Here is a 12,781-nt window from a genome sequence, read left to right on the forward strand (position 1 = left end):
CTTGATCGTCTTCCGGTCGAACATCCCCTCACCCTTGCGCCCTGGAATCAGGCATCAAGCGTAACGGTGGCTGGCAAAGGACTCCCCGCTAATCTGCGAAGAACCTTTTTTTGGCCCCCAATTTTGGCGATGGGTCGGACCGATGCCCGAAGCGGGGCGGGCGCGCGCCTGAGGCAGAACGCCGTGCGTGCTATTGCAGCCTCGCGCCCATTGCTGAGGTCGCGAGGCAGTGCAGCGCAAACGACCGCCCCTCATCCATTCCGCCATCGCAATCGCCGAACAGTGCAACGCACTGAGATTGAAGGTCCGCAGCTTCGCTTGATGGAGCGGCGCTTGGCTTCCCGTAGACGGGTTGCAGACGCCTCAGAGCAGCAGACTGGCGGCCGGTGGCCGCGCCGAGCGCGCCATGGGTGAGCCCGCTTCAGCTTGCGCGGCATGCCGCGCGAGCGGGTGAACGCCCGGCGTGCTTCGCCGGGTCGGACCGATCCGCGAAGCGGAGCAGGCGCGCCCGAGTCAGGACAGGATGTCCTGACCGAGGGAAGAGCGGCTTCCGGCCGGCAGGCGGCTGCCTGTCCGAAGTCGAACGCCCTCGCCGCTAATCGCGGTATCGACTGGAGGGATGTCAGAACGCCTCTAACGGCGTCCGCCAGCTACTCGAGAAATCGGTTCAGCGCCGCAGACGGTGCAGTTGCGCCAGGTCGTCGGCGATCGCGTCCCGGCAGTTCGCCTCCATGCTGCGATAAAGCGTCAGGACCTGATCCCCCAGCGGCGTCAACGCCGCTCCGCCGCCGCCCTTGCCGCCGGTCAGCGTCGCGGCGACCGGCGAACCGAAGTAGAGATTCATCTCCTCGACCAGCTGCCAGGCGCGTCGGTAGCTCATTGCCATGCGGCGGCCGGCCGCCGAGATCGAACCCGTCTCGCGAATGCCCGCCAGCAGGTCCGCCTTGCCCGGCCCGAGCATGACGCTGTCGAGGCGGATCCGCAGCTGGAAATCAGAAGGCGTGCGCATCCGACCAGCTTAGTGGACGCCGTCACGCCCGAGAAGCGATGCCGCTGCCGATGCTGGCGGTCCCGACCGTGTGCCTCGGACGCCTGGATTGCCGAGCGTGTGGTCGTGGTCGTCAGGCCGACACAGCTGTTGCCGCCGTATGGCGAACGAACCTGGCGATGTGAGCCCAGTTGCGTCGCCTGCGTCGGTTCGCCCCAGGCAGTGGGCACCCGGCCTCGTGTATCGTCAGCCCCTCGTCCAGCGGGAGGCCAGACGCGCGCCGATGAGCATCTACGCACTGGAATCGGTGTTCCGGCCGGCGTCGGTCGCCGTCGTCGGCGCCAGCCCACGGCCGCGTTCGCTCGGGCGGTTGGTGCTGCAGCAGTTGCGCGAGGGCGGATTCACCGGACCGATCGGTCTGGTCAACCCGCGTCACGCACAGATCGATGGTGTGGAGGCAGTGACCTCACTCGAGGCGCTGCCCTTCGCGCCCGAACTAGTGATCATCGCGGCACCGCCGGCCGATGTGGCGAATGTGGCGCGCGCCGCCGCCGATCGTGGCGCCAAGGCCGCGATCGTGCTCACGCGTGACATGGGCAGTGGGCCGGGCTCGTACAACGCCGCGCTGGCCGAGGTCGCGCGTACCCGCGGCCTGCGCATCGTCGGGCCGAACTGCCTGGGCGTCATCGCGCCGCATGCGCGGCTGTTCGCGAGCTTCGCCGCGCACGCGCCGGCACCGGGCGAACTGGCGCTGATCTCGCAGTCGGGCGCCGTGGCGGCCGGCATGATCGAGTGGGGCCGCTCGCGCGGGATCGGATTCTCGGCCGTCGCCTCGCTCGGCGATGCGCTCGATGTCGACTTCGCGGATCTGCTCGACTACTTCGCCACCGACCGCCACACCCGCGCGATCCTGCTCTACGTCGAGCGCGTGCGCGATGCCCGCAAGTTCCTGTCGGCCGCGCGCGCCGCGGCGCGCGCCAAGCCGGTCGTGGTGGTTAAGCCCGGCCGACATGCGCGCAGCGCCGAGCCGCCGCAGACCCACATCGCCGCGCTGGCCAGCCCGGACGCGGTCTACGACGCGGCGTTCCGGCGCGCCGGATTGCTGCGCGTCCATGCGCTCGACGAACTGTTCGCCGCGGCCGCCACGCTGTCGCGGCTGCGGATGCCGCCCGGCAACCGTTTGGCGGTGATGACCAACGGCATCGGCGTGGGCATGCTCGCACTCGACCGCCTGGTCGATCTGGGCGGCGAGCGCGCCGCGCTGTCGGATGCCACGCTCGAGACGCTCGATACCGCGTTGCCGCGCGGCTGGTCGCGCCGCAATGCAGTCGACATGCTCGGCGACGCCGACGGCCCGCGCTACGCCGCGACTTTGGCCGCGCTGCTGCAGGACCGGGACAACGACGCGATCCTGGTCATGAACGTGCCCACCGTGCTGTCCTCGCCGCCCGAGGTCGCGCGGGCGGTCGTCGAGACGCTGCGCGCGCATCCGCGCGAGGCCGCGCGCAAGCCGGTGTTCGGCGTGCTGGTGGGCGAGCATCCCGAGGCGCGGCGGATCCTGGCCGACGCTGGCGTGCATGCCTTCACCAGCGAGGCCGGGGCCGTGCGCGGTTTCATGTACCTGGTGCGGCACCAGCAGGCGCAGCGCGCGTTGATGGAGACGCCGCCCAGCCTGCCCGACGACTTCAACGTCGATGCCGCCAGCGCGCGCGCGGTCGTCGAGGCGGCGCTCGCCGAAGGCCAGCGCTGGCTCGACCCGCCAGCGATCGCCCGGTTGTTCGCCGCCTACGACATCCCGATTGCCGAAGCGATTCCGGTGCCCGATGCCGACGCGGCCGCCGAGGCGGCGACGGCCCTGCTCGAGCGCGGCGGCGCGGTGGCGGTGAAGATCTGGTCGCGCGACATCCCGCACAAATCCGACATCGACGGCGTGCGCCTGAACCTGGCGAGCGTGGAGGCGGTGCGAGACGCCGCCGACGACCTGTTGCGCTGCGCACGGGCCGCCCGCCCGCAGGCGCGGATCGACGGCGTGACCGTGCACCCGATGGTCGTGCGGCCCAAGGCGCGCGAACTGATCGCCGGCATCGCCGACGACCCGACCTTCGGCCCGGTGGTGGTCTTCGGCCGAGGCGGCACGGCAGTGGAGATCATCGACGATAAAGCCCTGGCGCTGCCGCCGCTGGACTTGCGCCTGGCGCACGAGTTGATCGGACGCACGCGTGTGGCGCGCATCCTCAAGGCCTACCGCGATGTGCCGGCGGCCGACGAGCGGGCGGTCGCGCTGCTGCTGGTGAAGCTGGCGCAGATGGCCGCCGACATCCCCGAGCTCCAGGAAGTCGACGTCAATCCGCTGCTCGCCGACCGCGACGGGGTGATCGCGGTCGATGCGCGGGTCGCCGTCGGTCCGGTGCAGCGGCTGCATCCCGGCCGCGGGCACCCGCGCTTTGCGGTGTTCCCGTACCCCAAGGAGTGGGAGCGCACGATCGCGCTGGGCAACGGCAGCGACGTGTTCGTGCGCCCGGTGCGGCCGGAGGACGAGGCGATGTTCCTGCGCTTCTTCGAGCGGGTCAGTACCGACGACCTGCGGTTGCGTTTCTTCAGCGCAGTGCGCCACTTCAGTCACGAGTTCATTGCCCGGCTGACCCAGCTCGACTATGCGCGCTCGATCGCGCTGGCGGCGATCGACCCGGCCACGGGCGAGATGCTCGGCGCGGTGCGCCTGCTGGCCGATGCGAACTACGACACCGGCGAGTACGGGATCATGGTGCGCTCCGATCTCAAGGGTGCGGGCCTGGGCTGGCGGCTGATGCGGATCATGATCGAGTACGCCCGCTGGCAGGGGCTGCGGATGGTCGAGGGGCAGGTGCTGCGGGAGAACACCACGATGCTGGCGATGTGCCGCCAGTTGGGCTTCGCGATCACCGCCGATCCCGACGACGCAACGGTGGCGATCGTGCGCTTGCCGATCGTGGCCGAGCCGCCGCCGGCGATCTGAACGCCTGCCGCCGGCATCGCGCCGGCGCCCGCCGCGCCGGCGATAATGGCGTGTGCGCAAGATCCTCCACATCGACATGGACGCGTTCTACGCGTCGGTGGAGCAGCGCGACGATCCGTCGCTGCGTGGGCGGCCGGTCGTCGTGGCTTGGCGCGGCGCGCGCTCGGTGGTCTGCGCGGCCTCCTACGAGGCCCGGCCCTACGGCGTGCGCTCGGCGATGCCGGCGGTGACCGCCGAGCGGCTGTGCCCGGATGCGGTGTTCGTGCCGCCGGATTTCCCGCGCTACAAGGCGGTCTCGCGCCAGGTGCGCGAGATCTTCCTGCAGCACACCGACCTGGTGCAGCCGCTGTCGCTCGATGAAGCCTATCTGGACGTCACTGCACCGAAAATCCCTTCGCCCAGCGCCACCGCGACCGCGCAAGCGATCCGTGCGCAGATCCGCGAGGCAACTCAGCTGACGGCGTCGGCGGGCGTGGCGCCGAACAAGTTCCTGGCCAAGATCGCCTCGGATTGGCGCAAGCCCGACGGCCTGTTCGTGGTCAAGCCGGGTCAGATCGAAGCGTTCCTGACGCCATTGAAGGTCGGCCTGATCCCCGGCGTCGGCAAGGTGATGGAGAAGAAGCTCGCCGAGCTCGGCGTGACCACGGTCGGCGAGTTGCGCGGGCTGTCGCTCGACGCGCTCGAGCGGCGTTTCGGCACCTTCGGCGCGCGGCTCTACCAGCGCGCGCGCGGCATCGACGAACGCCCGGTCGAGCCGGACCAGCCGGTACAGTCGATCTCCTCGGAGGACACGTTCGAGACCGATCTGCCACTCGAAGCGCTGGCGCCGATGATCGAACGGCTGGCGGAGAAGACCTGGGCGGCCACGCGCAAGACCGCGCGCGTGGGGCGGACGGTCGTGCTCAAGCTCAAGACCGCGCAATTCCGCATTCTCACGCGCAGCTTCACGCCCAATGCGCCGCCGGCCTCGCAGGCCGAACTCACGCGGATCGCGCTGGCATTGCGCGAGCGCGTGGATCTGCCGGCCTCGACCCGCTACCGGCTCGTCGGTGTCGGCCTGGGCGGCTTTCGCGAGCCCGAAGACCTGCCGCAGCAGGCCGGCCTGTTCGGCGAGGCGGAGATCTAGCTGATTGTCAGGCCGGCTGCCAGTCGAAGGCCAGCGTCTCGTCGCGTGCAAAGCGTTGCAGATGGTTCTCGATGACCTGCTGATAGCGGGCGATCGCCTCGGCATCGGGCTGGGTCAGGACGATCCGCAGCGCATCGCCTTCGACGACGAAATCCGCACCCGCTTCGTCGCCGGCGAACGGGACGAACGCGTGCGTGTCGTGGTCGCGGCGGATCTCGAACTTGTGCCGCCAGTGGTTGCACAGCGTGCGCAGCAGGCGCGGGGCGTCGTTGGATCGCGTCGTGGCGGTGGTGGTGATCGGCATCGCAGGACTCCAGAGCAGGCGGCAACGCCGCGAAGCGAGCATAGGCGCGCGATGCGCGCCATGCACGCGTGTCGGGGCGAACGCAGCGTTGCAGGCCGTTCGCGAGCGTCGCGATGGCCCACACTAGGCAGCTTCCCCGCACGACGAGACGAGGCACAGGCGTGAACGATGCATCCGCGAAGGCAACCGGTTTTCCCTGGCCGGTGGCGCTGTTCGATCTCGACGGCACCCTGGTCGACAGTGCGTCGGACATCGCCGCATCGGTGAATCGCCTGTTGGCCGAGCTCGGCCATGCCCAGGTCGACGAGGCCACCGTGCGCAGCTGGATCGGCGATGGCGCGCGCCAGCTCATCACCGCGGCGTTGCGGCACGCCGGCGACGGACGCGATGTCGAGACGGTGATGCCGCGTTTCATGCAGCACTATCGTGACTGCCTGTTGCTCGATCCGCAGATCTATCCCGAGGTGCCCGAGACCCTGCAGGCGCTGCGCGCGGCCGGCGTGCGGATGGCGGTGTGCACCAACAAGCCGGCGCCGTTCGTCGGCCCGCTGCTCGAGGCGCTGGATCTGGCGCAGTACTTCGACGCGGTGCTCGGCGCCGGCGAGCTGCCCGAGCGCAAGCCGCATCCGTTGCCGCTGCTGCATCTGGCCGCGCATTTCGGCGTCGACATCGGGCAGTGCCTGATGGTCGGCGATTCGTCAGCCGATGCCGGCGCGGCGATCGCCGCGGGGGCGCCGCTGGTGCTGGTGACCTACGGCTACCGGCGCGACTTCGACCTGCATGGCTGCGGCGCGCGCGCCGTCATCGACCGGTTCGGCCAGTTGCTGGCGCTCTGAGCAGACGCGCTTCAATGGACGCGCGCTGTCGGCGTCGCTGGCGCGAATGCGCCAGCGTGTGGCCAGACGTCGGGCCAGTGTGGTCTTGCCGCTGCCGGTGACCCCGGCGACGAGCACGCGCTGGGGAACGAACGGCAGTGGCGCGTGTGGAGTGTGCATCCGGCGATGCGATCGCGGTCGGTCTTGGCGTCGTGCCGACGCGCTGCGCGCGGGCACGGGGGTCACGCCGGCGGGGAGGGCGTCTTCGCGTCCGCGAGCGCTGCAAACCACGCCGCATACGGCGAATTGCGGACCAGGTGCCGGTTGTAGTCGGGGGCGCCATCGCTCCACCACACCGGGCCGCGTTCTCCCAACCCGCGTTTGGCGGCATCCACCTGTCGGCGTGCGTGGGCGAGCGCCTCGGCATCATCTGCCGCCCGTACCGCCTTGACCGCGCGGCGCGCGTCCATCAGTGCCGACACCAGCCGTTGTCGCTCGCTTTCGTCCAGATGCGGATCGGTACTGCGCCATAGCCGCCCGCGCACCACCAGATAACGCCCGTCCGGCGTCTTCATTGGCGGGGTGGCACGCGTCATGCGGTCTCCGGCTGGCAGATCATCTCGACATTCGGGCATCGGCGGTCGCGCAGTCGACACGGCCGCATGACATTTGTTTCACGCAATGCCAAGGGCGGGTTGGCGAGCATCAGGCTCCCGGCTGCGCGCAGACGCGGCCGCCCAACTGGAGGTCACGATGTCCACACCTTTCGTCCGGCCGCGCGTGCGCGCTGCGGCCCAGGCCACGATCCTGGGCCTGATGTCCGGCATGCTCGCGGCGTGCGCGCCCGCTGGGGACGCGCCTGCCACTGCGCAGCACGAAGCGACCACGCCGCCCCCGACGCAGGCGCCGGTCGCCGATGCCGCTGCGCCCAGTGCGACCGGCGATACCGAGGGCGGCGACGGGTCGCAGATCCAGCTCGGCACCTTGAGCGAACGCGACATCGCCGATGCGGCGTTGACCGGCGAGCTCGCATGCAGCTTCGCTGAGGAAGGCGAGGCGCCATTGTTGTTTGCCAAGGGCGTGGTCGGCGCCGCCGAGCCCGCGCAGGGCGTGGTGAAGGTGGGCGACGTCGTGGAGACGGTGCGCGCGCCCGGTGGCTTCGACGGCATGCTCAAGACCCCCACATTCACAGGACGCGGCACGACGATCCATATCGTCGAGACCGGCACCGCAGCAGGTGGCGGCGAGTCACCGCCGCGCCCGGCGACGTTGACCTACCAGCGCGGCGATGGCGCGAGCCGCACATTTGAGGGGATGTGGCAATGCGGGCCGTGAGCCGCGACACGGCCTGAGCCCATTCCATCCGAGTCGATCGACGCGCAGCGTCCGCTCGGCCGCACCGGTGACGGGACGTCCCGCCACCGGTGCGCGATCACGGCGCGACGTTGCCTTCGATCGAATCGTCGAGCGTCTTGCCGATCGCGGCGCCGAGCGCCATCTTCGTCGCCGCAACGAAATCGCCGTGCTTGTTGTCCCAGTAGTAGCCCGCCTGCGGCTGCACCCGGATCACGGTGATCCGGGGGTCGTCCTTGCCCTCGGTGAACCAGGTTTTCATGATCGGGCTCCACAAGGCCTCGATCCGGTCGCGATCCCGGCTCACCGTGGCATGGCCATCGAGCACCAGAAAGCCGGAATGCTTGGATGCCTGCAGATACAGCCGCACCTTCGGGTCGGCCTGGATCTCGGCGTTCTTGTGGCTGTCGGCAGCGCTGAGGAACCACAGCACGCCATCGTCGTCGGCCTGCTCGATCGACATCGGCCGGGTGCCGCCGGTGTCGCTGCTGGACAGGGGCGTGGTGCAGAAGAAGCAGGCACCGGCCTCCTTGGACATGTCGCGGATGCGGGCGGTCGCCGCCGTGGCCGCCAGATCCTGGCGGTTGTCCTCGGGCTGGTTGCGGTTGATCGAATCCATCGGGTGTCTCCATCGGTTGGCACGCCGTCGCGCGGGGGCGTGCGCGGCGGTCGATGCGACAGCGTGGAAGTGCGGCGGTGATCCGCGTGTGACTCCGACGGCTGCATCGCCTCCGCACGCTGAACCGAGCGGGGGCGGCTTGCGTCCTGGCGCCCGGCCTGCGACCGTGCCCTGGATGACGATATCGCCCCCCTTGTCGCCCATCGGTCGCGTCTTCGCGGCGGTGGCCTTGATCGAAGCGTTCACCTGGGCCGGCCTGCTGGTTGGCATGGTCCTCAAGTACGGCACCGGCACCACGGCCCTGGGGGTGTGGTGGTTCGGGCGGCTGCATGGCATGGCGTTCCTCGCCTATCTCGCCGTCGCGCTCGTCGCGGCGTTGCGCCTGCGCTGGCCCTGGTGGGCCTGGCTGCTCGCGATCGCGGCCGCAGTGCCGCCGCTGGCGACCCTGCCGCTGGAGCTTTGGTACCGGCGCCGGGGCCTGCTCGCCGCACCGCCTGCACGCACGTAGCCGCAGTGCGAACGCCGCAGGCGACGCCTGCCTGCTGCAGTCGGCGCGCGGCCGCGCCGTTCCTGCACCGCATGCCGACGGTCCCGGCCTGGCGCGGGCGGTAAACTGCCGGTCCCCTGAACGCGAGGAGCGCGTCATGCATCGATTCCGTCTGTCCGCCATCTGTTTGCTGGCACTGGCCACGCTGGCCCTGGCAGCGTGTTCGTCCGCCAAGCCCGAAGCGGCGATCCAGGCGTTCTATGAGGCGGCGGCCAAGGGCGATGTCGAGAGAGCCACCGCGCAGGTCTCGTTCGCCGATGTGCCCGCCAACGGCATGGTGCAGGCCAAGGGCAAGGTGCAGATGATCGTCGGCGAGATGCAGTCCAGGATCGATGCCAATGACGGCCTCGACAAGGTCGAGGTGATCGAGTCGAGCATCGACGAGGACGGCGAAACCGCGCGCGTGCAGGTCCGGGTGGTCTTCGACAACGGCAAGGACCTGACCGAGACGCACCGCTTGGTCCGCGACGACGGCAAGTGGAAGATCCGCCTGCGCTGAGGACGTGACGATGCGACGCTGGTGGTGCGCACTGCTGGCACTGTGCGCGGCCAGCGCCTGTCTGGCCGGTGGCCCCGCGTTGCCGGCCGATGCGCAGCCCGGCGATCTGGTGTTCCGACGCGGGACCGAGTCGGTCAGCGCGATGGTGCTGGCGATCGACGGCGGGCAATTCAGCCATGTCGGCATGCTGGTCGGGCGTCCCGGCGCCTGGCAGGTGGTGCATGCGACGCCCTCCGAAGTGCCTGGACGCGCCGACGGCGTGGTTGTCGATGCGCTGAGCTTCTTCCTCGACCCGGTGCGCAGCCGCGGCTATGCGGTCTATCGCGTCGATGCGCCCGAGGCCCTGCGCGCCGCCGCGGTCGCTGAGGCCCTGGGCATGCGCGGCACCCGCTTCCGGATCGCCGATCCGGCCGGCACCTACTGCACCCGGCTGGTCTGGGACGCCTGGCGCCGCGCCGGCGTCGATCTGGAGGTGCGCTTCACTCGCCTCGCCCTGCCGCTGATGCAGGGCGACTATCTGCTGCCGACGCCGCTCAGCCGGTCGCCACGACTGCGGCGCTTAGCGCTGCCACAGCACGCCGGGGGCTGAACGCGGCCCCATCGCGGGCTGTGACCGGCACCCCATTTGCCGGCCCCGCGGGCCACTAGGCTGGCGCCGGGGGATCCTTCCGACGGACTGGAGGCAAGCACGATGAGCAGACGTGGACGCGTGATCGCGGCAATGGTGTCGCTGGTGCTGGGGGTCGTGGTGGTGGGCAGCGCCGCCGCGCGCTGGCCGATCCTGGGCCAGGAGTGGGCGGAATGGACGCGTTACGACGCGGCCGGCAATGCGATCGGCGGCGGCCGGATCGAGTGCGATGGCACGCTCCAGACCTGGGGCGATGCCGGCGGGCCGCACGGCTTGAGGATCTATCCCTGCCTGTGAAGGCTGCGGCGGGCGGACCCGCTCCGCCCGCCGCCATCCGCACGCCGTGCAGTCGCTGCCACGGCGACGCAAACGCCACGATCTAGTAGACCTGCCGTGCCTCGGGCGGGGGCGGATTCCACTGGTAGAGCCAGGTCTCGCTGAGGGCCTGGCCGGTGGCCGGATCGCGCAGGAACAGGCGCAGTTCGAGCTGCTCGGTGCCAGGCCCTGGCGGGATGATGTCGAACATCACCCGGTAGCCTTCGACGGCGTGCAGCGGGCGGGCCGAGACGGTCTCCAACTGGCCGGCAGTGGTCTGCAGCACCGGCTCGACCGTGGCATTGCGCCCGGCCAGCGCGGCGAGCGTGCCGCCGGCGAAGTCGACCGCGAAGCGCTGCGACCAGGCCTTGCGCGCAAACCCGATGCGGCCGCCCAGGCCCGTGCGCGTGGCGATGCAGGTGGCCAGCGGCGGACGCGCCGGCATCGCCTCGCCCCAGAACAGCCGGTAGCCGAACAGCAGTTCGCGACCGGGCTCGATCGGCTGCGCCGGATGCCAGAACGCCACCACGTTGTCGAACGTCTCATCGACGGTCGGGATCTCGACCAGTTGCACCTCGCCGCGTCCCCAGCCGTCGCGCGGTTCCACCCACAGCGAGGGCCGGCGCTCGTAGAAGACGCCGTCGTCCTGGTAATGGTCGAAGTTGCGATCGCGCTGCAGCAGGCCGAAGCCGCGCGGGTTGTCGTCGGCGAAGGCGTTGAACCGCAGCGCGCGCGGATTCTCCAGCGGCCGCCACAGCCATTCGCCGCTGCCGGTGTGCAGCGCCAGGCCGTCGCTGTCGTGGATCTCGGGTCGCCAGTCCCAGGCCATGCGGCGGTCGTTCTCGCCGGCCTGGTACATGCTGGTCGCCGGCGCGATGCCCAGGCGCTCGATCGCGGTGCGCGGGTACAGCGCGCAGTCGACCTCCATCACCAGCGGTTCGCCCGGGGTGATCGCGAACCGGTAGGCCCCGGCGACCGACGGCGAGTCGAGCAGGGCGTAGACGACCACCGTGTCGCTGCCCGGCGCCGGACGCTCGAGCCAGAAGTCGGTGAAGTCGGGAAACTCTTCCGGCCTCGCCAGGCCGGTGTCCACCGCCAGGCCGCGTGCCGACAGCCCGTACTGGCCGCTGCCACCGACGGCGCGGAAGTAGCTCGCGCCCAGGAACGCGGCGAAGTCGCGCTTGGGATCGCTGCGCCGGTTGAGTCGGAAGCCGGCGAAGCCCAGATCGGTCGGCAGTGCGGCGCCGTCCAGCCCCGAGGCGCCGTAGTCGAACATCGCCGGGTCGTAGGCGATCTCGCGCGCCTGGCCCTCGGCCAGCGCGTGCATGCGGACCGGGCGCTTGAAGAACAGGCCCAGGTGGAAGAACTGTGCAAGGTAGCGGGTGTCGTCCTCGTGCCACAGCGCATGGTCCTGGCGGAACTGCAGCGCCTGGTAGGCGTCCCAGTCGAGGGCTGACACCGGCTGGGGCAGTGCGGCCGGCCGCGCGGTGTACGCCTGGCCCGCCAGTGCGCGGGCGCGCCCCTTGAGCGCGGCGAAGTCGAACGGGGCCGGCGCGCCCATGCGCAGGGCGGCCAAAACCGAGGTCGGCAGGGCGGCCGCGCAGAGGGCCACCAGGCCGCCGTGCAGGAACGAACGTCGATGCATGCGGGCGAGTCCGGGTGTGGAGCGCGCATCCTATCCAACCCACGGCAACGTGCCGTTAGCGGGCCGCACGCCTGCACGAGCGCTGCACATGCCCGCCTCTAGGCTGGCGCACCGTCGAAATGAGTTCCCCCGCATGCACGTCCGCGCAGGCTGCGAACTCGCGATCGAGACCGATGTCGCCGCGCCTGTCATCGCGATGCTGCGGCCCAGGACCGGCCGCGCGCGCTGGCACGTCAACGACCGTGCCGGCTTCGACCCGGCCCTGGGTTTCGACGAGTATCTCGACGGCTTCGGCAACCGCTGCCAGCGTTTCACCCTGCCGCCGGGACTGACCCGCATCCGATTGCAGACGCGCGCCATCGCCGCGCCCGATCCCGGAGCGATGCCGGCGGCAGCGGCGGTCGCGCCGGCCGACCTGCCGACATCGACGCTGCAGTTCCTGCTGCCCAGCCGCTACTGCCCGTCCGACCGCGCGGCGATGTACGCACGCGCGCTGGAAATCGTCGGCGACGCCGCGCCGGGCCATGCCCAGGTCGAGGCGATCCGTCGCTGGATCCACGCCCATCTCGCCTATCGCTATGGCGTCAGCGACGCCGGCACCGATGCCCAGGACACCCTGGCGCAAGGCGCCGGCGTCTGTCGGGATTTCGCGCATGTGGGCATGACGCTTTGCCGCGCACTCGACATTCCGGCGCGGATGGTCGTGGGCTGGCTGCACGACCTCAAGCCGATGGACATGCACGCTTGGTTCGAAGCGTACCTGGGCGATGCTTGGCACACCTTCGATGCCACCCAGGCGACCCCACGCGGGGGCCGGGTGGTGATCGCGCACGGACGCGATGCGGCCGACGTCGCCTTTCTCACCAGCTACCGGCCGTTGCGCACGGTGTCGATCCAGGTCTGGACCGAACTCGACGCGGCGGCGTGAGCGCAGCGGAATTTCGTCC

Annotated in this window: 14 protein-coding genes; 9 read left to right on the forward strand and 5 right to left on the reverse strand. The window is 70.5% G+C overall.

Going from position 1 to position 12,781, the window contains the following annotated elements:
* Positions 1–667 precede the first annotated feature (667 nt).
* Positions 668–1,009: a LysR family transcriptional regulator gene (locus ABE505_RS14800; protein WP_346445303.1), complete on the reverse strand. Its 342-nt coding sequence runs from the start codon at positions 1,007–1,009 to the stop codon at positions 668–670.
* A gap of 262 nt (positions 1,010–1,271) precedes the next feature.
* Here ABE505_RS14800 and ABE505_RS14805 point away from each other — a divergent pair, with 262 nt between their 5' ends.
* Together ABE505_RS14805 and dinB are read left to right on the forward strand one after the other, a co-directional pair.
* Positions 1,272–3,983 (forward strand): bifunctional acetate--CoA ligase family protein/GNAT family N-acetyltransferase, encoded by a 2,712-nt coding sequence (locus tag ABE505_RS14805; RefSeq protein WP_346445302.1) that lies wholly within the window; start codon positions 1,272–1,274, stop codon positions 3,981–3,983.
* 52 nt (positions 3,984–4,035) lie between these two features.
* Positions 4,036–5,109 (forward strand): DNA polymerase IV, encoded by a 1,074-nt coding sequence (dinB, locus tag ABE505_RS14810; protein ID WP_346445301.1) that lies wholly within the window; start codon positions 4,036–4,038, stop codon positions 5,107–5,109.
* 7 nt (positions 5,110–5,116) lie between these two features.
* On the opposite strand, the gene ABE505_RS14815 is transcribed toward dinB, so the two are convergent.
* Entirely contained in the window at positions 5,117–5,413 is a 297-nt protein-coding gene (locus ABE505_RS14815) for a DUF2218 domain-containing protein (RefSeq protein ID WP_346445300.1), read from the reverse strand.
* A 161-nt stretch (positions 5,414–5,574) separates the two neighbouring features.
* On the opposite strand from ABE505_RS14815, the gene gph reads away from it, so the two are divergent.
* Positions 5,575–6,249: a phosphoglycolate phosphatase gene (gene gph / locus ABE505_RS14820; RefSeq protein ID WP_346445299.1), complete on the forward strand. Its 675-nt coding sequence runs from the start codon at positions 5,575–5,577 to the stop codon at positions 6,247–6,249.
* Positions 6,250–6,470: 221 nt separating this feature from the next.
* Here gph and ABE505_RS14825 read toward each other — a convergent pair whose 3' ends face one another.
* Positions 6,471–6,824, reverse strand: coding sequence for a hypothetical protein (locus ABE505_RS14825; RefSeq protein ID WP_346445298.1), 354 nt, complete (start codon positions 6,822–6,824; stop codon positions 6,471–6,473).
* 157 nt (positions 6,825–6,981) lie between these two features.
* Here ABE505_RS14825 and ABE505_RS14830 point away from each other — a divergent pair, with 157 nt between their 5' ends.
* Entirely contained in the window at positions 6,982–7,563 is a 582-nt protein-coding gene (locus ABE505_RS14830; protein ID WP_346445297.1) for a hypothetical protein, read from the forward strand.
* A gap of 97 nt (positions 7,564–7,660) precedes the next feature.
* Here the strand turns inward: ABE505_RS14830 and ABE505_RS14835 are convergent, their stop codons facing one another.
* Positions 7,661–8,200, reverse strand: a complete 540-nt coding sequence (locus tag ABE505_RS14835; RefSeq protein WP_346445296.1) for a pyridoxamine 5'-phosphate oxidase family protein — start codon at positions 8,198–8,200, stop codon at positions 7,661–7,663.
* Positions 8,201–8,375: 175 nt separating this feature from the next.
* Here ABE505_RS14835 and ABE505_RS14840 point away from each other — a divergent pair, with 175 nt between their 5' ends.
* From ABE505_RS14840 to ABE505_RS14855, 4 genes are all read left to right on the forward strand, one after another.
* Entirely contained in the window at positions 8,376–8,708 is a 333-nt protein-coding gene (locus ABE505_RS14840) for a DUF3817 domain-containing protein (protein WP_346445295.1), read from the forward strand.
* A gap of 136 nt (positions 8,709–8,844) precedes the next feature.
* Positions 8,845–9,246 (forward strand): DUF4878 domain-containing protein, encoded by a 402-nt coding sequence (locus ABE505_RS14845; RefSeq protein ID WP_346445294.1) that lies wholly within the window; start codon positions 8,845–8,847, stop codon positions 9,244–9,246.
* A 10-nt stretch (positions 9,247–9,256) separates the two neighbouring features.
* Positions 9,257–9,835: a YiiX/YebB-like N1pC/P60 family cysteine hydrolase gene (locus ABE505_RS14850; RefSeq protein WP_346445293.1), complete on the forward strand. Its 579-nt coding sequence runs from the start codon at positions 9,257–9,259 to the stop codon at positions 9,833–9,835.
* Positions 9,836–9,937: 102 nt separating this feature from the next.
* Positions 9,938–10,171, forward strand: a complete 234-nt coding sequence (locus tag ABE505_RS14855) for a hypothetical protein (RefSeq protein WP_346445292.1) — start codon at positions 9,938–9,940, stop codon at positions 10,169–10,171.
* 82 nt (positions 10,172–10,253) lie between these two features.
* On the opposite strand, the gene ABE505_RS14860 is transcribed toward ABE505_RS14855, so the two are convergent.
* Positions 10,254–11,834, reverse strand: a complete 1,581-nt coding sequence (locus ABE505_RS14860; protein WP_346445291.1) for a glucan biosynthesis protein D — start codon at positions 11,832–11,834, stop codon at positions 10,254–10,256.
* A 133-nt stretch (positions 11,835–11,967) separates the two neighbouring features.
* Between ABE505_RS14860 and ABE505_RS14865 the strand changes: the two genes are divergently transcribed.
* A complete protein-coding gene (locus ABE505_RS14865) occupies positions 11,968–12,762 on the forward strand; it encodes a transglutaminase family protein (protein WP_346445290.1) in 795 nt (264 codons plus the stop codon).
* The last annotated feature ends 19 nt before the right edge of the window (positions 12,763–12,781 follow it).

The organism is Luteimonas sp. TWI382, from assembly GCF_039674545.1.
Classification (GTDB): Bacteria; Pseudomonadota; Gammaproteobacteria; order Xanthomonadales; family Xanthomonadaceae; genus Luteimonas.